This window comes from Actinoplanes derwentensis (genome assembly GCF_900104725.1).
Taxonomy (GTDB): Bacteria; Actinomycetota; Actinomycetes; order Mycobacteriales; family Micromonosporaceae; genus Actinoplanes; species Actinoplanes derwentensis.
In genome coordinates this window covers 3,038,485-3,061,392 of record NZ_LT629758.1, presented here as the reverse complement: position 1 = coordinate 3,061,392, position 22,908 = coordinate 3,038,485, and the positions used below count along the sequence as shown (strand labels likewise).

The following is a 22,908-nucleotide window of genomic DNA, read 5'->3' as shown; positions in this document are numbered from 1 at the left end:
TCTGATTCCTCGCGTGGCGACCCGAGGCGCGGATCGCACCTCGCCGGTGACCACACTGCCCACGAGCGGAGACCCACCATGACCCAGCCGGACGACAAGCTCGTCGAGGCCCTGCGCACCTCGCTGAAGGAGACCGACCGGCTGCGCCGCGAACAGCGGGAGGCCACCGAACGGGCCGCCGAACCGATCGCGATCGTCGCCATGGCCTGCCGCTATCCGGGCGGGGTACGCAGCCCCGAGGCCCTGTGGCGGCTGGTCGCCGACGGCCGGGACGCGGTCGGGGAGTTCCCTGCCGACCGGGGCTGGGACCTGACCGGACTGTTCAGCGACGATCCGGGGGCCGCTGGTACGTCGTACGCCCGGGCCGGTGGTTTCCTGCATGACGCCGGTGACTTCGACGCGTCCCTGTTCGGCATCAGCCCCCGGGAGGCGCGGGCGATGGATCCGCAGCAGCGGCTGCTGCTGGAGTGCGCGTGGGAGGCGTACGAGCGGGCCGGCCTGGACCCGCTGGGCCGGCGCGGCGACCGGACCGGAGTGTTCACCGGTAGTAACGACCAGGACTATCTCGGCCTGCTCGGCGACCACCCCGGCGAGCTGGAGGGCCATCTCGGCACCGGGAACGCCGCGAGTGTGCTGTCCGGCCGGATCGCCTACACGTTCGGGCTCGAAGGCCCGGCGGTCACCGTCGACACCGCCTGTTCGTCGTCGCTGATCGCCCTGCACCTGGCCGCCCGGGCGCTGCGCGACGGCGAATGTGATCAGGCGCTCGTCGCCGGAGTCCTGGTGATGTCCACGCCGGGCACCTTCCTGGAGTTCTCCCGCCAGCGTGGCCTGGCCGCCGACGGTCGCTGCAAGTCGTTCGCGGCCGGCGCCGACGGCACCGGCTGGGGCGAGGGCGCCGGGGTGCTGCTGGTCGAACGGCTCTCCTCGGCCCGTGCCGCCGGGCGCCCGGTCCTCGGGCTGATCCGCGGTACCGCGGTCAACTCCGACGGTGCGTCCAACGGCTTGACCGCCCCGAACGGTCCCGCCCAGCGCCGGGTGATCCGGGCGGCCCTGGCGAACGCCGGCCTGACCCCGGCCGATGTGGACGCGGTCGAGGCGCACGGCACCGGCACCGTCCTCGGTGATCCGATCGAGGCGCAGGCGCTGCTGGCGACGTACGGCCGGGACCGGTCCGGGGAGCCGCTCTGGCTCGGGTCGCTCAAGTCGAACATCGGCCACACCCAGGCCGCCGCCGGTGTCGGCGGCATCATCAAGATGGTCGAGGCGATGCGCCACGGCCTGCTCCCGGTCACGCTGCACGTCGACGAGCCGACCCCGAAGGTCGACTGGTCCGCCGGTGCGGTGGAGTTGCTGACCGCAGCGCGGCCCTGGCCGTCGGCCGGGCGCCCGCGCCGTTCGGCGGTGTCGTCGTTCGGGATGAGCGGCACGAACGCCCACGTGATCCTGGAACAGGGCGACCCGGACCCCGAGCCCGCCGACCCGCCGGTCGAGCCCGCCGCGCCGGAGAACGAGAGCCCCGGGCCCGCCGTGCCGGAGACCGAGGCGACCGGGACCGCCGGGCCCGGCCCGGTACCGCTGTTGATCTCCGGCTCCGGGGTCGCCGCCCTGCGCGCCCAGGCTGTCGCGGTGCACGGCCACCTGGCGGCGGGCGCGTCCCCGGCACCGACGGGTGCCACCCTGCTCCGGCGATCCGCCCTCGGTGACCGGGCGGTCGCCTGGGACGCCGCCAGCCTCGCCGAGATCGCGGCCGGACGAGCCGGGGGCAGTGCCTTCGAGACGTCCGACGTCGTGTTCGTCTATCCGGGACAGGGTGGCCAATGGCTGCGGATGACCCTCGGCCTGCTGGACAGCCCGGCGTTCGCCGGCCGGCTGCGCGAATGTGACGCGGCCCTGCGCCCGCACGTCGGTTTCTCGGTCGAGGAGACGCTGCGTTCCGGCGACGACTGGCTGACCCGGGTGGAGATCGTCCAGCCGGTGCTGTGGGCGGTCGGTGTCGCCCTGACCGCCTGGTGGGAGTCGTACGGGGTGGTACCGGCCGCCGTGGTCGGCCACTCCCAGGGCGAGGTGGTCGCCGCGGTGGTGTCCGGCGCCCTGTCGGTGCGGGACGGTGCCCGCGTGGTCGCCGCCCGGTCCCGGGTGCTGCCCGGCCTGACCGGCGACGGCGGCATGCTGTCGGTTAACGCGCCGGCCGCCGACGTGCGGAGCTGGCTTCCGGAGGACCTGGTCATCGCCGCGGTCAACAGTCCGCAGCAGGTCGTCGTGGCCGGCCCTCGCGCCCGCCTGGAAGCTCTGGTCCCCCAGGCCGAGAGCCGGGGTGTCCGGGCCCGTCTGGTCGAGGTCCGCTACGCCTCACATTCGCCGCAGGTCGAACAGGCCCGCGACGCGATCCTGGCCGCCGTGTCCGGTGTCCACGGCGTGATCCCGCGGATCCCGTGGTTCTCCACGGTCACCGGCGAACAGGTCACCACCGCGCTCCCGGCCGACTACTGGTGGACCAACCTGCGGGAACAGGTCCGGTTCGCCCCGGTGATCCAGCGGCTGGCCGCCGACGGTCACCAGCTGTTCGCCGAGGTCTCCGGCCACCCGGTGCTGACCGTCGCGCTGGAACAGTGCGCCCCGGACGCCGGTGTCTGGGGAACCCTGCGCCGCGGCGAGGACGACACCACCGCCCGGATCCGGGCGCTCGGCGAAGCCTGGACCCGGGGCGTACGGGTGGACTGGACACCGTGGTTCGCCGGTGTCCAGTGGCGGCCGGGCCTGCCCACCTATCCGTTCCAGCGCCGCCGGCACTGGCTGACCGCCGAGGAACAGCGCCGTGACCAGGGCGGCGACCCGGAGTTCTGGTCCGCTGTCGAAGCCGGCCCGGAATCCCTCGCCGGCGAACTGGGCCTGGCCACCGAGGTCGTCGAGGCGGTGCACGACCGGCTGGCGTCGTGGCGGGAACGCCGGGGCCGGGAGAGCACCATCGACGGCTGGCGTTACGCGGTCGGCTGGACCGGCCGGCCGGTTCCGCCGGCGGCCCGGCCGGGTGGCCGCTGGCTACTGGTTCTGCCGGCCGGTACCGAGGTTCCGGAGTTGACCGGGTTGCCCGGTGACGTGGTGACCGTGGACGCGGCCGCCGACCGGACCGTTCTCGCCGGAGCATTGCCCGCGGGCCCGTACGACGGGGTGGTCTCGCTCCTCGCCTTCGACGAACGCCCGGTGCCGGACCGTCCGCTGGTGTCCCGTGCGCTGGCCGGCACGCTGACCCTGTTCCAGGCGCTCGGCGACGCCGGGATCGAAGCGCCCGTGCACGTCCTGACCAGCGGCGCCGTCGGTGCCGATGGGGCGCCGCGCAGTCTGGCCCAGGCCGAGGTGTGGGGGCTGGCCCGGATCGCCGCCGTGGAGCTGCCGGGCCGCTGGGGCGGCCTGCTCGACCTGCCCGAGACCGTGGACGACCGGGCCCGCGAGATCATCACGACCGTGCTGTCCGGGGCGGTGTTCCCGGAGGACCAGCTGGCGATCCGCGACGGTGGCCTGCTGGTCCGCCGGGTCACTCCCGCACCGGCGCGCCGCCGCGACCCGGCCTGGCGTCCGCGCGGCACCGTTCTGATCACCGGCGGCACCGGCGCGCTCGGCTCCCGGGTCGCCCGCTGGGCCGCCGGGAACGGCGCGGACCGGCTCGTGCTGACCAGCCGTCGCGGCCCCGCCGCTCCCGGCGCCACCGAGTTGCGCGACGAACTCGCCACCGACGGCACGGTCGTGGAGATCGCCGCGTATGACCTGACCGACCGGCATGCCGTCGCGGCGTTGCTGGCCGAGTACGGCCCGGTCGACGCGGTGATCCACGCGGCCGGGACCGGTGCCAACGTGCCGTTCGGCGAGACCGGCCCGGAACTACTGGAACAACTGCTCGCCGGCAAGGTAGCCGGGGCACTGCACCTGGACGAACTGGTCGGCGACGTGGACGCGTTCGTCGTGTTCTCCTCGCTGTCCGGAGTGTGGGGAAGCTATTCGCACGCCGCCTACGCCGCCGCCAACGCCGCCCTCGACGCCCTCGCCGAACAGCGCCGCGCCAGGGGCGCCCGGATGACCGCGATCGCCTGGGGCACCTGGGCCGAGGCCGGCATGGCGTCCGCCGAAGTCGGTGCGGACCTGCGCCGCCGTGGGGTGATCGCGATGCCGCCGGCCCTGGCGATCGAGGCGCTCAGCCGGGCGGTGGCCGAGGACGACACCACGATCTGTGTCATCGACGTCGACTGGCCACGGTTCACCGAACTGTTCACCGCGATCCGGCCGCGTCCGCTGATCGGCGACATTCCGGCCGTACGGCAGGCGATCGACGGGGTGGACGAACCCGCCGCCGCAGGGACCGGCCTGGCCACCCGCCTCGCCGGCCTCCCGGCAGCCGAGCAGCAGCGGGTCGTCCTGGAGTTCGTCCGGTCCAGCGCGGCAGCCGTGCTCGGGCACACCGGCGGTGCCGAGATCGCGCCCCGCCGCCCGTTCCGGGACCTCGGTTTCGACTCGCTGACCGCCGTCGACCTGCGTAACCGGCTGCGCGCCGAGACCGGGCTCGCCCTGCCGGCCACCGTCGTCTTCGACCACCCGAACGCCGCCGCCCTGGCCGCGCACCTGCTAGCCCGCGTCGCCGGAACACCCGCACCCGCCGGACCGGTCACCGGCGCGGCGACCGTGGCGATGCTTGACGAACCGATCGCCATCACCGCGATGAGCTGCCGTTTCCCCGGTGACGTGCGATCGCCGGAGGACCTCTGGCGGCTGGTCAGCGACGGTGTCGACGCGATGTCGCCGTTCCCCACCGACCGCGGCTGGTACCTCGGCGACCTGGTCAACCCGGACAGTTCGGTGCGGGGCACCACCTACACCAGCGAGGGCGGTTTCGTCACCGACGTGGCCGGCTTCGACGCCCGCCTGTTCGGCATCACCCCGCGCGAGGCCGTCGCCATGGACCCGCAGCAGCGGCTGCTGCTCGAATGCTCCTGGGAGGCGCTGGAACGCGCCGGACTCGACCCGCTCGGCCTGCGCGGCAGCCGCACCGGCATGTTCGCCGGCACCAACGGCTCCGACTACCTGTGGTCGATGGGCGTCTTCCCCAGTGCACTGGAGGGCCACCTCGGCACCGGCAACGCGGCGAGTGTGATCTCCGGCCGGGTCTCCTACGTGTTCGGCCTGGAAGGCCCGGCGATGACCGTCGACACCGGCTGCTCCTCGTCGCTGGTCGCCCTGCACCTGGCCGCGCAGGCGCTGCGCCAGGGCGAATGCGACCTGGCCCTGGTCGGTGGCGTCACGATCATGTCGACGCCCGGGCCGTTCGTCGAGTTCAGCCGCAAAGGCGGGCTCGCCGCAGACGGCCGGTGCAAGTCGTTCGCGGGCGCGGCCGACGGCACCGGCTGGGGCGAGGGCGTCGGCGTCCTCGTGGTCGAGCGGCTCTCCGACGCGCAGCGCAAGGGCCACCCCGTTCTTGCGGTGGTACGCGGGAGCGCGGTCAACCAGGACGGCGCCTCGAACGGGCTGACCGCCCCGAGCGGCCCCGCGCAGCAGGCGGTCATCCGGCAGGCCCTGGCCAACGCCCGCCTCGAACCGGCCGACATCGACGCGGTCGAGGCGCACGGCACCGGCACCACCCTCGGCGACCCGATCGAGGCGAACGCACTGCTGGCCACCTACGGCACCGGCCGTACCGGGGAACCGCTCTGGCTCGGCTCGGTCAAGTCGAACATCGGCCACACCCAGGCCGCCGCGGGCATGGCCGGCCTGATCAAGACGGTGTTCGCCCTCCGGCACGGCGTGCTGCCGCGGACCCTGCACGTCGACGAGCCGTCCCCGCACGTGGAGTGGGAACGGGGCGGGGTCGAACTGCTGACCGAGGCCCGGCCGTGGCCGTCGACCGGCCGCCCGCGCCGGGCCGGGGTCTCCGCGTTCGGGGTCAGTGGCACCAACTCGCACGTGATCGTCGAACAGTTCATCGAGCCGCCGGTCGACGCGGTGACCGGACCCGGGCTCGTGCCGCTGCTGCTCGCCGCCGCCGACCCGGCCGGTCTGCGGGCCCAGGCCGCGGTGATGCACGACTTCCTCAGCGGCGGAGCCGTCCCACGCGACCTGGCCGTCACCCTCGCCGGGCGGGCCGGGCTGCCGGAACGCGCGGTCGCCTGGGACCTCGACGGCCTCGCGGCGATCGCCGACGGGCAGCCTCCGGTGTCCGGAACCGCACAGGGCACCGACGTGGTGTTCGTCTACCCCGGCCAGGGCGGTCAGTGGCTGCGGATGGCGGCCGGTCTGCTCGACTCGGCGGCGTTCACCGACCGGTTGCGCGAGTGTGATGCCGCGCTGGCGCCGCTGGTGGGCTACTCGGTGGAGGCGGTTCTGCGCGGTACCGAGGACTGGCTGGCGCGGGTCGAGATCGTGCAGCCGGTGTTGTGGGCCGTCGCAGTGGCGCTGACGGCGTGGTGGGAGTCGTTCGGCGTACGCCCGGCGGCGGTCGTCGGTCATTCGCAGGGTGAGGTGGCCGCCGCGGTGGTGGCCGGTGCCCTGTCGGTTGCGGACGGTGCCCGGGTGGTGGCGGCTCGATCGCGGGCTCTGGTGGATCTGGACGGGACCGGGCGGATGGCGTCGGTCGGGGCGCCCGCCGAGGCAGTGCAGGCCCATCTGGCCGATCCGCGCTGGTCCGCCCTGGTGATCGCCGCGGTGAACTCGCCGGCGCAGGTCGTCGTGGCGGGGGAGAGCGACGCCGTCGAGGCGTTCGTGCCCTGGCTGGAAGGCGAAGGTGTGCGGGCGCGGCTGGTCGAGGTCGGCTACGCGTCGCACTCGCCGCAGGTCGAACCGGTCCGCGCCGGCATGCTCGCCGCCCTCGGTGACGTGCACGGCACGGTCCCCGAGATCCCCTGGTACTCCACCGTCACCGCCGACCTAGTCACCGAACCGGTCGGCGCCGATTACTGGTGGGCCAACCTGCGCCGGCCGGTACACCTCGCCCCGGTCGTCTCGGCGCTCGCCGCGAGTGGCTTCCGGCTGTTCGCCGAAGTGTCCGGGCATCCGGTGCTGACTCTTCCGCTGGAGCAGACCGCCCCCGGCGCCGGAGTCTGGGGGACGCTGCGCCGCGGTGAGGACGGCCCGGCCGCCCAGATCCGCGCTCTGGCAGGTGCCTGGGTGCACGGTGCCGAGGTCGACTGGAGCCGTTGGCTCACCGGTGGACGGCGGCTGCCGGACGCGCCGACCTACCCGTTCCAGCACCGCCGCTACTGGCTGTCACCATCGGATGCCGGGGACACCGCGGCCGGTGCCGTCGCGGTGACCGGTGCCCAGGTCACCGGGGCGCTGCTGAACGAGGCGCTCGCCGATCCCGGCGTCACCCTGCGGGACCGGCTCGCCGCCGTCGATTCCGACCAGGCCGACGAGGAACTGGTCGAACTGCTGCGGGGCCACGTGGCGGCGGTGCTCGGCTTCCCGGGGACCGAACCGATCGCCCCGGACCGGGCCTTCCGTGACATCGGCTTCGACTCGGTCACCGCCGTCGAACTGCGCAACCGGGTCAACGCGTCGACCGGTCTGCGCTGCCCGGCGACACTCGTCTTCGACCACCCCACCCCGGCGGCGCTGGCGACGTACCTGCGGATCCAGCTGGTGCCCGGTAGTACCCGCTCGGTTCTCGACGACGCTGACGAACTGCACCGGCGGATCACCACTGCCGTACCCGACGCGATCACCGGCACCAAACTGCGGATCAAGCTCCGGGCGCTGCTGTCCGCCCTGGACAACGGCGGCGTCACCCCGGCCGCGGCGCCTCCGGAACCGGCCGGGGACTCCGACGACGAGCTGCTGAGATTCATCGACGCGCAGCTCGGCCGGGGCTGACCAGCTAGGGGAGCGCTAGGGGTGCCGGGGGTGCTCCCGGCGCTCCTAGCCTCAGCGTCGAGCCGCCGTCCAGGCGTGCGCTCGGTGATCCGCAGAGGTGGAGCGAATGGCGACTGAGGAAACCCTCCGCGACTACCTCAAGTGGGTGACGGCGGACCTGACCCAGACTCGTCAGCGCCTCGCCGAGATCGAATCCGCGGACCAGGAACCGATCGCCGTCGTGGCGATGGGCTGCCGTTTCCCCGGTGACGTCAACTCCCCGGAAGATCTGTGGCGGCTGGTCACCGAGGAACGCGACGCGATCACCGGTTTCCCCGCCGACCGGGGCTGGGACACCTGGTTCGAACCCGGCTCGGACGCCATGGGTTCCGGCACCGGCGGCTTCCTGCACGACGCCGGCGACTTCGACCCGGCCTTCTTCGGCATCAGCCCCCGCGAGGCCCTCGCCATGGACCCCCAGCAGCGGGTCCTGCTCGAAGTGGCCTGGGAGACGCTGGAACGGTCCGGCATCGACCCGGCGACCCTGCGCGGCACCCCGGCCGGTGTCTTCGTCGGCGGCAGCTACATGGGCTACGGCTCGTACGTCGAGAACCTGCCCGACGGCGTCGTCGGCCACCTGCTCACCGGCACCGCCCCCGCCGTCCTGTCCGGCCGCCTCGCCTACACGTTCGGCCTGGAAGGGCCCGCGGTCACCATCGACACCGCCTGTTCCTCGTCGCTGGTCGCCCTGCACATCGCCGCCCGCGCCCTGCGCAACCGGGAATGCACGATCGCCCTGGCCGGTGGCGTGGCGGTGATGTCGACCCCGGACTCGTTCGGCGAGTTCACCAAACAGGGCGGCCTGGCCGGCGACGGCCGCTGCAAGTCGTTCGCCGCCGCCGCCGACGGCACCGGCTGGTCCGAAGGCGTCGGCCTGCTCCTGGTCGAACGGCTCTCCGACGCCCAGCGCCTCGGTCACCCGATCCTCGCGGTGATCCGGGGCAGCGCCGTCAACTCCGACGGCGCCTCCAACGGCCTCACCGCCCCCAACGGCAACTCCCAGCAGCGGGTCATCCTGCAGGCGCTCGCCGCCGGTGGCCTTTCGCCCGCGGACGTGGACGCGGTCGAGGCACACGGCACCGGCACCCGCCTCGGCGACCCGATCGAAGCGCAGGCTCTGCTGGCGACCTACGGCCAGGACCGGGCCGGCGCCCCGCTGCTGCTCGGCTCGCTCAAATCCAACATGGGGCACGCCCAGGCCGCGGCCGGTGTCGCCGGTGTCATCAAGACCATTCAGGCGCTGCGGTACGGCCACCTGCCCGCGACCCTGCACGTGGACGAGCCGACACCCCAGGTCGACTGGGCCTCCGGGGCGGTGGAACTGCTGACCACGGCCCGTGAGTGGCCCGCCGTGGACCGGCCCCGCAGGGCGGCGGTGTCCTCGTTCGGTATCAGCGGCACCAACGCCCACCTGATCCTGGAGCAGGCCCCCGCCGTGCCCCCGGTGGCGGCCGTCGCACCAGCTCCCGCGGTCGTGCCGCTGGTGGTCACCGCGCGCTCCGCCGGCTCCCTCGACACCCTCCTGCACCGGATCCGTACTGTCGACGCCGACCTGCTCGACGTGGGCCTCACCCTCGCCGGCCGCCCGAGGAACGAGCACCGGGCAGTGCTGCTCGGCGACACGGTCGTGCGGGGCACGGTGTCCGATCAGGGCCGCCTCGCCGTCGTCTTCACCGGCCAGGGTTCGCAGCGCCTCGACATGGGCCGGGGTCTGTCCGAGGCGTTCCCGGTCTATCGGGCGGCCTATGACGAGGTCACCGCCTTGCTGGACCTGTCCGGCGATGTGGATGACACGGGTTTTGCGCAGCCGGCGATCTTCGCCTTGGAGGTGGCGCTGCTGGCGTTGGTCCGGTCGTGGGGTGTCGTGCCGGACGTGGTGGCGGGTCATTCGATCGGTGAGATCGCGGCGGCCTATGCGGCCGGGGTGTTCTCGCTGGAGGACGCGGCGATGCTGGTGTCCGCTCGTGCCCGTCTGATGCAGGCGTTGCCCGCTGGCGGAGCGATGGTCGCGGTGCAGGCGTCCGAGGCCGAGGTGCGGGCGGCGTTCCCGGACCTCGACATCGCCGCCGTGAACGGGCCCCGGGCGGTGGTCGTCTCCGGTCTGGATGTTCCGGAGATGCCGCAGTGGAAGACCACCCGGCTACGGACCAGCCACGCGTTCCATTCGCGGCTGATGGACCCGATGCTGGCGGACTTCCGGGCCGCCGTCGCCGGCATCACCTTCCAGCAGCCGCGCCTGGCCTACGTGTCGACGGTCGACGCGTGGGGGGAGTGGACCGACCCGGAGTACTGGGTACGCCAGGTCCGCGAGCCGGTGAGGTTCGCCGAAGCCGTGGACGCCCTGGAAGCCGACCTGGTCCTCGAACTCGGGCCGGACACCGTGCTGACCGCGATGGTCGCCGACCCGGAGACCGTCGCCGTGGCGGCCCTGCGCCGCGACCGTGACGAGCCCACCACCCTGCTCACCGCGATCGCCGAACTGTTCGTGCACGGCCACGACATCCAATGGCCGGCCCTGTTCGACGGCACCGGCGCCCGCCCCACCGACCTCCCGTCCTACCCCTTCGACCACCAGCGGTACTGGCTGCGCCCGGCCCCTGCCACCTCCGCCGCCGGAGACCCGGCCTCCACGGCTTTCGGCTCCACCGGCCTCTGGACCGCCATCGACGCCGCCGACCTCAGCGCGGTGGCCCGCGAACTGCACATCGACGCCGCATCCCACCAGACCACCTTGACCACACTGGTCCCCGCCCTGGCCCAGTGGCACCGCCGCGAACAGCACCGGGACCAGCTCACCACCTGGCGCTACACCGAAACCTGGAAGCCCGTCCCGGACCCCGCCCTCCGCCCGCTCTCCGGCACGTGGGTCCTGATCACCGAACCCCCGGCCGACGCCAGGACGCCCCCGCTCACCGATGCCGCCGACGTCGTGGCCTTGCTCACCGGAGCCGGTGCGGACGTGATCGTCGTTCCCGTCGCGAGCCGGAACGAACTCGCCGCCCCGCTGCGCGGCAGCTCTGGAGTGATCCTGCTCCCGCAGAGTTCCGACGCCCTGTCCGCGGCCCTCGCGGTCGCCCAGGCCGTCGAGGACGCCGCCGCCGGTCCGCTCTGGATCATCACCCACGGCGCGGTCGCCGCCGGACCCGCCGACCCGGGCGGCGACGTCGGCCAGGCCCAGGTCTGGGGCCTCGGCCGGGTGGTGGGCCTGGAATACCCGGACCGCTGGGGCGGCCTGCTCGACCTGCCGGCCCCGCTCTGCTCAAGCCTGATCAACGGTGATCCGCGCGTCGCCGACCGGCTCGTCGCGGTGCTCGCCGGCGGCCTCGACGCCGAGGACCAGATCGCGATCCGGCCCAGCGGCCTGCTGGTCCGTCGCCTCACGCAAGCTTCGACCGGCACCGGCACCGGCACCGGCACCGGCACCGGCACCGGCTGGCAGCCGCGCGGGACCGTGCTGATCACCGGGGGGACCGGCGCGCTCGGTGGCCATGTCGCCCGCTGGGCCGCGAGCAACGGCGCCGCCCACCTGATCCTCGCCAGCCGCCGCGGGCCGGACGCGCCGGGGGCCACCGACTTCGCCGCCGAACTGCGCGCGGCCGGTTCCCGGGTGACGGTCCTCGCCACCGATCTGGCCGACCGTACCGCGGCCGCCGATCTGCTCGCCCTGGCCACCGCCGACACCGAGGCGCCGCTGACCGCGGTGGTGCACGCCGCCGGTATCGCGCACAGCGCCGCTCTGACCGACCTCGACGACGCCGCCCTGGACACGGTGCTGGCCGGTAAGACCAGCGGCGCCCTGCACCTGGACGAACTGCTCGGCGACACCCCGCTCGACGCCTTCGTGCTGTTCTCCTCGATCGCCGCCACCTGGGGCAGTGGCTGGGGCGCCGCCTACTCGGCCGCGAACGCCGGACTGGACGCCCTGGCCCAGCGCCGGCGCGCCCGGGGACTCGCCGGCACCTCGATCGCCTGGGGGCCGTGGGCCGACGCCGGCATGGCCACCGACGAACAGACCAGCGCCGCCCTGAGCCGACGCGGCCTGACCGCCCTGGCTCCCGAACCGGCGATGGAGGCACTGCGGCAGGCGGCCGGAAGCGGCAGCCCGCTGCTGACCGTCGCCGACGTCGACTGGCCGGTGTTCACCGCGACGTTCGCCGCGGCCCGCCGCCGTCCGCTGCTGGAGGACCTGCCCGAGGTCGCCGCCCTGGCCGCACCCGCCGCGCCGGTGGCCGACACCGGCTGGCGTGCCCGGCTCGCCGGACTGCCCCCGGCCCGCCGCGAATCCGAACTGGTCGACCTGGTCCGCGCACACGCGGCCCGGGTCCTGGGCTATCCGTCCGCCGACGCGATCGCGGTCAAACGCCCGTTCCGGGAACTGGGTTTCGACTCGCTCACCGCTGTCGAACTGCGCAACGCACTGGTCACCGAGACGGGACTGCGCCTGCCGCCGACGCTGGCGTTCGACCATCCGACGCCGGCCGACCTCGCCCGATACCTGCTGACCGAGGTCGCCGGTGGCGAGGCCGCCGTGCCGGTGACGCCGGTGGTTGCGGTGGCGGCCGACGACGACCCGATCGTGCTCACCGCGATGGCCTGCCGGTTCCCCGGTGGTGTCAGCACCCCCGACGAACTGTGGGACCTGGTCGCCGCCGAGGTCGACGCGATCGGCACGTTCCCGGCCGACCGCGGCTGGGACATCGCCGCCCTGCACGACCCGGACGGCCTGCGCTCCGGCACCTCGTCCACCGTGCACGGCGGGTTCCTCACCGGCGCCGACCGCTTCGACCCCGGCCTGTTCGGCATCAGCCCCCGCGAGGCGCTGGCCATGGACCCGCAGCAGCGGCTCCTGCTGGAGACCGCGTGGGAGGCCCTGGAACGAGCCGGCCTCGACCCGCTCTCGCTGCGCGGCCGTCAGGTCGGCGTTTTCGTCGGCGCCACCCACCAGGCCTACGTGTCGCTGCTGGAGGAGAGCGCCGAGGACCTCAGCGGCTACCTCGGCATCGGCAGCGCCGGCAGTGTCGCCTCCGGCCGGATCGCCTACACGTTCGGGCTGGAGGGCCCGGCCGTCACCGTCGACACGGCCTGCTCGTCGTCGCTGGTGGCCCTGCACCTGGCCGCCCAGTCGCTGCGCCGCGGCGAATGCGAGGCGGCCCTGGTCGGCGGGGTCACCGTGATGGCGACACCGGGCACCTTCACCGAGTTCTCCAAGCAGCGCGGGCTCGCCGCCGACGGCCGCTGCAAAGCCTTCGCGGCGGCCGCCGACGGCACCGGCTGGGCCGAGGGCGTCGGCATGCTGCTCGCCGAGCGGATGTCCACGGCTCGCGCGGCCGGCCGGCCGGTGCTCGCGGTGGTTCGCGGGTCGGCGATCAACCAGGACGGCGCCTCCAACGGCCTGACCGCCCCCAACGGCCCCGCCCAGCAGCGGGTGATCCGGGCCGCGCTGGCCGACGCCGGTCTCACTCCGGCCGACGTGGACGCGGTGGAGGCCCATGGCACCGGCACCACGCTCGGTGACCCGATCGAGGCACAGGCCCTTCTGACGGCGTACGGCCGCGATCGGGATCGGCCTTTGAAGTTGGGCTCGATCAAGTCGAACATCGGGCACACCCAATCCGCCGCGGGCTCCGCCGGGATCATCAAGATGGTCCTCGCCATGCGGCACGGGCTGCTGCCGCGCACCCTGCACGTGGACGCGCCGACACCCGGCGCCGACTGGACCGCGGGCGCCGTCGAACTGCTGACGACCGCGACACCCTGGCCGGCCGGCGACCGACCGCGCCGAGCGGGTGTCTCCGCTTTCGGGGTCAGCGGCACCAACGCCCACGTCATCCTGGAGGAACCACCCGCCGAACCCGCCGCCGACCAGCCCCGGCGCCGCCCGGCCTTGTCCCTGGCGCCGCTCGTGCTGTCGGCGGCGACCGCGGACGGGCTGGCCGAGCAGACCGTCCGGCTGCGGGACTGGATCGAGGCCAACCCGGACGCCGGCCTGTTCGACGTGGCCCGCACGACGGCCGGCCGGGCCGCGCTCGCGCACCGCGCCGTCCACCTCGCCGCCAACCGGGCGCAGGCCTTGCGCACCCTCAAACGGGGCGACACCGCCGCCCACGCCGAGACCACCGACGGCCGGCTCGCGCTGATCTTCACCGGTCAGGGCGCGCAGCGCCTGGCGATGGGCGAGCAGCTGTACGCCGCGTTCCCGGTCTTCGCCACCGCCTTCGACGAGGTGTGCGCTCACTTCGACGAGGTCCTGGAACAGCCGTTGCGCCTCGTGGTCTTCGCCGACCCGGACGCCCTGGACCGCACCGAGTACGCCCAGCCCGCCCTGTTCGCCCTGGAAATCGCGCTGCTGGCCCTGCTCCGGCACTGGGGGGTGACCCCCGACGCGGTGGCCGGCCATTCGATCGGTGAGATCGCGGCGGCGTACGCGGCCGGGGTCCTCACCCTCGCCGACGCCGCCACCATGGTGTCCACCCGGGCCCGCCTCATGCAGGCGCTGCCGCCCGGTGGGGTGATGGTGTCGGTGCAGGCGTCCGAGGCCGAGGTCCGGGCGGCGTTCCCGGACCTGGACATCGCCGCGGTCAACGGCCCGCGGTCGGTGGTGGTGTCCGGAGCCGGCATCCCGGCGATGCCCGGCTGGAAGACCACCCGGCTGCGCACCAGCCACGCCTTCCACTCCCGGCTGATGGAACCGATGCTCGCCGAGTTCCGCACCGTCGTCGCCGGTCTCGACCTGTCCGTGCCGCAGCTGTCGGCGGTGTCCACCGTCGACCCGGGCAGCCCACCCCGCTGGGACGACCCCGAGTACTGGGTCGAGCAGATCCGCCGCCCGGTCCGGTTCGCCGACGCCGTCACCGCGCTGACCGCCCAGGGGATAACCCGGTTCCTCGAAGTCGGCCCGGACGGTGTCCTGACCGCGCTGACCGGCACCGTCGCACCGGACGCGATCGCCGTGCCCACCCTGCGCAAGGACCGTGACGAGGTCACCACGCTGCTCACCGCCGCCGCCACGATCTTCACCCGGGGCACCGCGGTGGACTGGACGGCCGTGTTCGACGGCGCCGGCGTCCCCCTGCCCGGCCTGCCCACCTACGCCTTCCAGCGGCAGCGCTACTGGCCGGAACCCGGCACCGGCACCGCCTCCGACCCGGCCGGCCTCGGCCTGACCCCGACCGGCCACCCACTGCTGGCCGTGTCGATTCCGCTGCTGGCCGAGTCCGTTCCGCTCGCCGGTACGGACGGGCCGCCGCCCACCGGCACGGAAGGCACGCTTCTCACCGGCCGGCTGAGCGTGCGCGCCCAGCCGTGGCTCGCCGACCACACCGTTCTCGGCGCCGTCCTGGTGCCCGGCACCGCCCTGCTCGACCTCGCTCTCACCGCCGGCGCGACGGTCGGCGCACCGGCGGTCGACGAACTGGTGCTGGGCCGGCCGCTCGCCCTCGACCCGGTTCTGGGCGCGACCGTTCAGGTCAGCGTGGGCGCGCTGGATTCCAGCGGCCGCCGCCCGGTCGCCGTCCACTCCTGCCCCGGTGATCCGGCCGGGCCCGGCACCCCGTGGACGCTGCACGCCAGCGGCTTCGTGGCCGAGACATCCAGCGCCGCCGAGACGTTCGCATGGCCCCCGGCCGAGGGCATCAAGATCGACACCAGCGGCTTGTACGATCGGCTCGCGGTCGCCGGCTACGACTACGGCCGTATCTTCCGTGGCCTGCGCGAAGTGTGGCGTGCCGGTGACGACCTCTACGTGGAGGCCGCCCTTACCGGCGACCCGGCCGGATTCGCCGTCCACCCCGCCCTGCTCGACGCCATCCTGCACGGCCTCAGCGCCGGTGCCGGTGCTGGTGCTCTCGCCGATGCGGATACCGTCGGTGGTGCGGGTGACCTAGCCGGTGCCGGTGCGGGCGGGGAGACCCGGCTGCCGTTCGCCTTCACCGGGGTCACCGTGCACGCGGACGGCGCCACCCTGCTGCGCGCCCGGCTGCGACTCGACGGCGACAGTGTCCGGGTCGACGCGATCGATGCCGCTGGTGAGCCGGTGGCCACCGTGGACGGCGTGGTCTTCCGGGCCGCGACACCCGAGGACACCGCCGGCCGCTCCCTCTTCACCGTCGAGTGGACGGCCCAGGAGACGGCGCCCACCCCGGAGACGCCGGTCGTGATGTCCCTCGGCGACCCGCTGCCCGTAGCCGGGCGTGTCCTGCTCGTCGACGCGACCGCGTCCGGCCCGGCCCGGGAACGCGCGTCGGCCCTGCTCACGCTGCTGCAGAGCTGGCTGGCCGATCCGTCCTGGGCGGACTCCAGCCTGGCGGTGCGCACCTTCGGCGCGGCCGGACCGGAGATCACCGACCCGGACGGCGCCGCCCTGTGGGGCCTGGTCCGGGTCGCTCAGGCCGAACACCCCGGGCGCCTGCACCTGCTCGACGCCGACACCGACGTGTACCTCCCGCTGCCCGAGGCGATCATCCGCGACGGCGCGGTGTCGGTACCGCGCCTGATCCGGGCGAGAACCGGGAAGGGCGGTGCCCTGTTCCAAGCCGGCGCCGACAAGCCCGGCGCCGACAAGCCCGGCGCCGACAAGCCCGGCGCCGACAAGCCCGGCGCCGACAAGCCCGGCGCCGACAAGCCCGGCGCCGACAAGCCCGGCGCCGACAAGCCCGGCGCCGACAAGCCCGGCGCCGACAAGCCCGGCGCTGAGAACGGCGCCGGCGGCCTGACCCTGGCGGGTGACGGTGTGGTCGTGGTGACCGGGGCGACCGGCACACTCGGCGGCCTGATCGCCCGGCACTTGGTGAAAGCCCACGGCGTCCGGGAGTTGCTGCTGCTCTCCCGCAGCGGTGGATCCCTGACGATCGAGGGCGCGAACGTCCGCGCCCGGTCCTGTGATCTGGCCGATCCGGAGGCGGTGGCCGCGGCCCTGCGCGACGAACCGGTGACGGCGATCGTGCACGCCGCGGGACTCATCGACGACGGGATGCTCACCGACCTGACCCCGCAGCGGCTGGCCACGGTTCTCGGGCCGAAGGTGGACGCGGCCCGTAACCTGATCGCCGCGACCCGGGACCGGCAGTTGACCGCGGTCGTGTTGTTCTCGTCGGCTTCGGGGCTGTTCGGCAACGCGGGACAGGCCAACTACGCCGCCGCCAACGCCTTTCTGGACGCGTACGCCAGCAAGCTCCGCGCCGAAGGCGTGCCTGTCACCGCCCTCGCCTGGGGTCTGTGGGATGCCGGCCTGGGCGCGGCGATGTCCGACAACGATCGCCGCCGGATGACCCGGGCCGGATATGGCGCGCTGGATGCCGAGGCCGGTCTCGCGCTGTTCGACGCGGCGCTGACCACCGGCCACCCGCTGAACGTCCCGATCCGCCTGGACCTGGCCGCCCTGCGCGCCGCCGGAGACGTCCCGCCGTTGCTGCACGGCCTGATCCGGCCCGGTGGTCGGCGCCGCGCCGTCACCACGGCCCCGTCGGCCGCACCCACCTGGCACCTGGCCGGACTGGAGGAGGCCGACCGGCTCCGGGCCGCCCTCGCCACCGTCCGCACCCACACCGCGGCCGTCCTCGGTTACCCGGACCCGGACGCCGTCCCGGCCACCCGCGCCTTCCGCGAACTGGGCTTCGACTCGCTGACCGCGGTCGAACTGCGCAATCGTCTCGCCGCCGAGACGGGCCTGCGCCTGCCCGCCACCCTGATCTTCGACCATCCGAACGCCACCGCCGTCGCCGAACTCCTCGTCACCCGGCTGTCCGGCCCGGCCCCGGCCGCCGCGCCGACGGTCCCGGCCGGGCCCGCCCCGAACACCGGTGATCCGATCGTGATCGTGGGCATGGCCTGCCGATACCCCGGCGGGATCACCTCACCGGACGGACTGTGGGACCTGGTCGCCGCCGGCCGGGACGGCATCGGCCCGTTCCCCACCGACCGCGACTGGGCCGACATCTATCACCCCGATCCCGACCACCCCGGCACCTCGTACGCGCGGGAGGGCGGCTTCCTCTACCGGGCCGCCGACTTCGACCCCGGACTGTTCGGGATCAGCCCCCGCGAGGGCATGGCCATGGACCCGCAGCAGCGGCTGCTGCTCGAATCCTCGTGGGAGGCCCTGGAACACGGCGGCGTCGACCCACTCGGTCTGCGCGGTTCCCGGACCGGGGTCTTCGTCGGCCTGATGTACCACGACTACCTCGGCCGCCTCACCGCCGTACCGGAGGAGGTCGAAGGTTTCCTCGGCACCGGCAACTCCGGCAGCGTCGCGTCCGGCCGCATCTCCTACTCGTTCGGCTTGGAGGGCCCGGCCGTCACCGTCGACACTGCCTGCTCGTCGTCGCTGGTCGCCCTGCATCTGGCGGTGCAGGCGCTGCGGTCCGGGGAATGCGATCTCGCCCTGGCCGGCGGCGTCACCGTGATGGCGACCCCGGACACGTTCACCGGTTTCTCCCGGCAGCGCGGGCTGGCCGCCGACGGCCGCTGCAAGTCGTTCGCGGACGCGGCCGACGGCACCGGCTGGGGCGAGGGCGTCGGCATGCTGCTGGTCGAGCGGCAGTCCGACGCCGAACGGCACGGGCACCGCATCCTCGCGATCGTTCGCGGCACCGCCGTCAACCAGGACGGCGCCTCCAACGGCCTGACCGCCCCGAACGGCCCGTCACAGCAGCGTGTCATCCGGGCGGCGCTCGCCGCCGGCGCGCTGAACCCGCAGGACGTGGACGCCGTCGAGGCCCACGGCACCGGCACCACCCTCGGCGACCCGATCGAAGCACAGGCGCTGCTGGCCACTTATGGTCAGGATCGGTCAGGCAGCCCGCTGTGGCTGGGTTCGATCAAGTCGAACCTCGGTCACACCCAGGCCGCCGCCGGTGTCGCCGGGATCATCAAGATGGTCCAGGCCCTGCGGCACGGCGTCCTGCCGCCCACCCTGCACGTAGACGCGCCCAGTACCAAGGTCGACTGGTCGGCCGGCAACGTCGAACTGCTCACCTGCGCCCAACCGTGGCCGGCGGGCCCCCGAACCCGTCGGGCCGGCGTCTCGTCGTTCGGCATCAGCGGCACCAACGCCCACGTCATCCTCGAAGAGGCGCCCGCGCCCGCGCCGGCGCCCGCCCCATCGGCCCGGCGTGTCGTCCCGCTGGTCGTGTCGGCAAACGATCCCGCCGCACTTCACGAGCAGATCGCGCTGGTACGAGCGGAGCTCAGCGATCCTCCCGCCCAGCCTGCGGCACAGGTCGGGTCCGCAGTGACGGTCGGGTCCCCGGCGCCGGTCGGGCCGGTGGCACCGGCCTGGCCCGGGGTCACGGTCGGGCACGTGGTGGCGGTCGGGCACGCGCTGACCCGGCGTGCGGTCCTTCCGCATCGGGCCGTGCTGCTGAGCGGTGCCGGGTTCGAACCAGTGGCCAGCGGGCGTGCGGCGGATCGCCGGCTCGCGATGGTCTTCACCGGTCAGGGCGCGCAGCGTCTCGGCATGGGCCGGGGTCTCTACGAGGCTTTCCCGGTGTATCGGGCCGCCTATGACGAGGTCACCGCGTTGTTGGATCTGTCCGGAGACATCGACGACACGGGTTGTGCGCAGCCGGCGATCTTCGCTTTGGAGGTGGCGCTGCTATCGCTGCTGCGTTCGTGGGGTGTCGTGCCGGATGTGGTGGTGGGTCATTCGATCGGTGAGATCGCGGCGGCTTACGCGGCTGGGGTCTTGTCGTTGCGGGATGCGGCCACGTTGGTGTCGGCGCGTGCTCGTCTGATGCAGGCGTTGCCGGCCGGTGGGGTGATGGTGTCGGTGCTGGCGTCGGAGGCCGAGGTGCGGTCGGTGTTCCCGGATATCGACATCGCCGCGGTGAACGGCCCCCGGTCGGTGGTGGTTTCCGGTCACGAGTCCGATGTCGCGGGAGTCGTGGCGTCGGAATGGAAGACCACCCGTCTGCGGACGAGTCATGCGTTTCATTCGCGGTTGATGGATCCGATGCTGACCGACTTCGGTGCGGTTGTTTCGACATTGACGTTCCGTGAGCCGCGGCTGTCGTACGTGTCATCTGTTGATTCAACGGGTGATTGGATGGATCCGTCGTATTGGGTGCGTCAGGTCCGCGAGCCGGTCCGCTTCGCCGACGCGGCAACGAGGCTGGGCAACGCCCGGGTCCTGGAAGTAGGCCCGGACACCGTTCTGGCCACCCTGATCCCGGACGCCGTCGCCACGCTCCGCCGCGACCGTGACGAGGTCACCACCCTGCTCACCTCAGCCGCCCAGCTCTTCACCGACGGGCAGCACGTCGACTGGGCCGCCACTTTCGGCCCCGGCCCGGCGCCCGTCCTGGACCTGCCGACCTATCCGTTCCAGCACCAGCGGCTCTGGATCGACCTCGCCGACGATTCGGTACGCGCCGTCGGCACCGACCTGGCCGGTACCGGGTTGCACGACGGTGGACACCCGCTGCTGAGCGCGGCCGTGGCACTCCCGGACAGCGAGGCCCGGCTGTTCACCGGCCACCTGACCGCCGGAAGCCCGTCCTGGCTCGCCGACCACATGGTCCACGGGACCGTGGTGGTCCCGGGCGCCGCACTTCTCGACATCGCCCTGGTCACCGGCGCCGCAGCGGGCACACCGGTAGTGGACGAACTACTGCTCCAGACCCCCCTGACCGTGCCCGACGAGGGGGGAATCGCCCTACGGGTCACGGTCGCGGCACCCGCCGCAGACGGCCGCCGAACCCTGACCGTCTACTCACGCGCCGACGGCACCGAGAAGTGGACCACCCACGCAATCGGCACCCTCTCACCCGGTACCGGCACGTCCTCGTCCATCGAACCGGGCGGGCCCGGGACACCTGCCGACCTCGACGGACTCTATGAAGGCCTCGCCGAGGCCGGACTGAGCTACGGCCCGCTGTTCCAGGCACTCACCTCGGCCAGCCGCGACGGTGACGAGGTGATCGCGGAGGTTCGCCTCGACGGCACGGATCCCGGGGACTTCGGTGTGCACCCGGCGCTGCTCGACGCCGCCCTGCACGCCATCGGAGCCACCGACCTGTTCGGCGCCACCGGTGGGCGGGACGAGACGAACCTGCCGACGGTTCGGCTGCCGTTCGCGGTCACCGGCGCGCGCCTGCACGCCACCGGCGCGGGGGAGTTGCGGGTCCGGCTGATCCGAACCGGCGACAGCACCGTCCGCGTGTCAGCCGTGGACGCCACCGGTTCACCGGTACTCAGCATCGACGAACTGGCCTTCCGCCCGGTCACCGCCGAACAGTTCGGCGCCTCCGCCAAGACCCGCTCGGTGTATGCCGTGGACTGGATCCGCCAGGACCTCACCCCCGGCACCGCCCCGACAGCGATCGTCAAACTCGGCGACCCGCTCCCGGCCCCGTCCGCGATGCTCGGCGAAGTACTCCCGGCCGCCGTGGACCTGCTCGTGGTGGACGCGACCGCCTCCGGCACCGCCTTGGACCGCACCGCTGCCCTGCTCACGGTGCTGCAGCAATGGCTCGCCGATCCCGCCCGCGCCGAGTCGTCCCTGGTGGTGTGGACTTCGGGAGCCGCCGGGCCCACGATCACCGATCCGGACGGCGCCGCCCTGTGGGGCCTGGTCCGCGCGGCCCAGTCGGAACACCCCGGCCGGTTCCACCTGCTCGACGCCGGCGAACCGGCCCACTACCCGGCCCCGGAGGCGGTGGTCCACGACGGCGTGGTCTCGGTGCCGCGCCTGACCCGGGCCGGCACCGACGGAACCGCGAGCTTCGGCGACGGCGTCGTGGTGGTGACCGGCGCGACCGGAACCCTCGGCGGTCTCGTCGCCCGTCATCTCGCGGCCACCCACGGAGTCCGTGACCTGCTGCTGCTGTCCCGCTCCGGCAAGTCGCTCGACATCGACGGCCACGGCACCGAAAGGGTGCGGGTCCGTGCCCTCGCCTGCGACCTCTCCGACCCCGAAGCGGTGGCCGCAGTCCTCCGCGACGAGCCGGTGACCGCGGTCATCCACGCCGCGGGCCTGCTCGACGACGGTGTCCTGACCGACCTGACCGCGGACCGCCTGGAGGCTGTGTTCGGTGCGAAGGTGAACGCGGCCGTGAACCTGGCCGCCGCCACTCGCGGCAAGCCGCTGCAAGCGTTCGTCCTGTTCTCATCGGCCTCGGGCCTGTTCGGCAACGCGGGACAGGCGAACTACGCGGCGGCGAACGCTTTTCTCGACGCGTACGCCATCAAGTTGTGCGCCGAAGGCGTGCCCGCGACCTCGCTCGCCTGGGGTTTGTGGGATGCCGGCATGGGCGCGACCCTCGCCGGGGCCGACCGTCGAAGGATGGCCGTCACCGGGTTCGGGGCGCTCAGTCCCGCCGACGGCCTGGCCGCTTTCGACGCCGCGGTGGCTACCGGCCGCCCGCTGCTGGCCCCGATCGCCCTGAACCTCGCCGCGGTCCGCACCGCGGCGGCCGAGGGCGGCGACGAAGTCCCCGCTCTGCTGCGCAGCCTGGTCACGGTCACCCGCCGGGCGGCCGCCTCGGCACCGGAACCGGACCTGGCCGCCCAGTTGGCGCCGCTGAGCGGGACCGACCGCGAGCGGACCCTGCTGGACCTGGTCCGCACGCGTACCGCCGCGATCCTCGGCTACCCGTCCGCGCGGGACGTCGACCCGGTCCGCGGTTTCCTCGAACTGGGCTTCGACTCGCTGACCGCGGTGGAGTTGCGCAATCGCCTGCACGCCGAGACCGGTCTGCGCCTGCCCGCCACCCTGCTGTTCGATCACCCGTCGCCGACCGCGCTGACCCGCCACCTCGGCGAACTGCTGGCACCTCCGGCTCCGGCCGACCCCGCCGACGTGTTCCTCGCCGAGATCACCGCCCTGGAGACGAGTCTCCGGGCGGCCGCCCTCGACGACGATCACCGGGCGGCAGTGGCTCAGCGGCTGCGAGCCCTGGCCACCTGGGCGACCCCGGAGACGACCCCCGAAGACGACCTCGACTCGGCGACCGCCGACGAGTTGTTCGACCTCCTCGACGAGCTCGGCACTCCGTGACCCGGCCCAGATCCGAAGGCGGT

The 22,908-nt window shown here is 73.7% G+C and carries 1 protein-coding gene and 1 pseudogene; both read left to right on the top strand.

What is annotated here, in order from left to right; translation table 11 throughout:
- Nucleotides 1-99: 99 nt before the first annotated feature.
- Nucleotides 100-7,611, top strand: a pseudogene (locus tag BLU81_RS49795) (type I polyketide synthase); the annotation flags it as partial.
- Between the two features lie 340 nt (nt 7,612-7,951).
- A complete protein-coding gene (locus BLU81_RS50615; protein ID WP_456236554.1) occupies nt 7,952-22,885 on the top strand; it encodes a type I polyketide synthase in 14,934 nt (4,977 codons plus the stop codon).
- Nucleotides 22,886-22,908 lie beyond the last annotated feature (23 nt).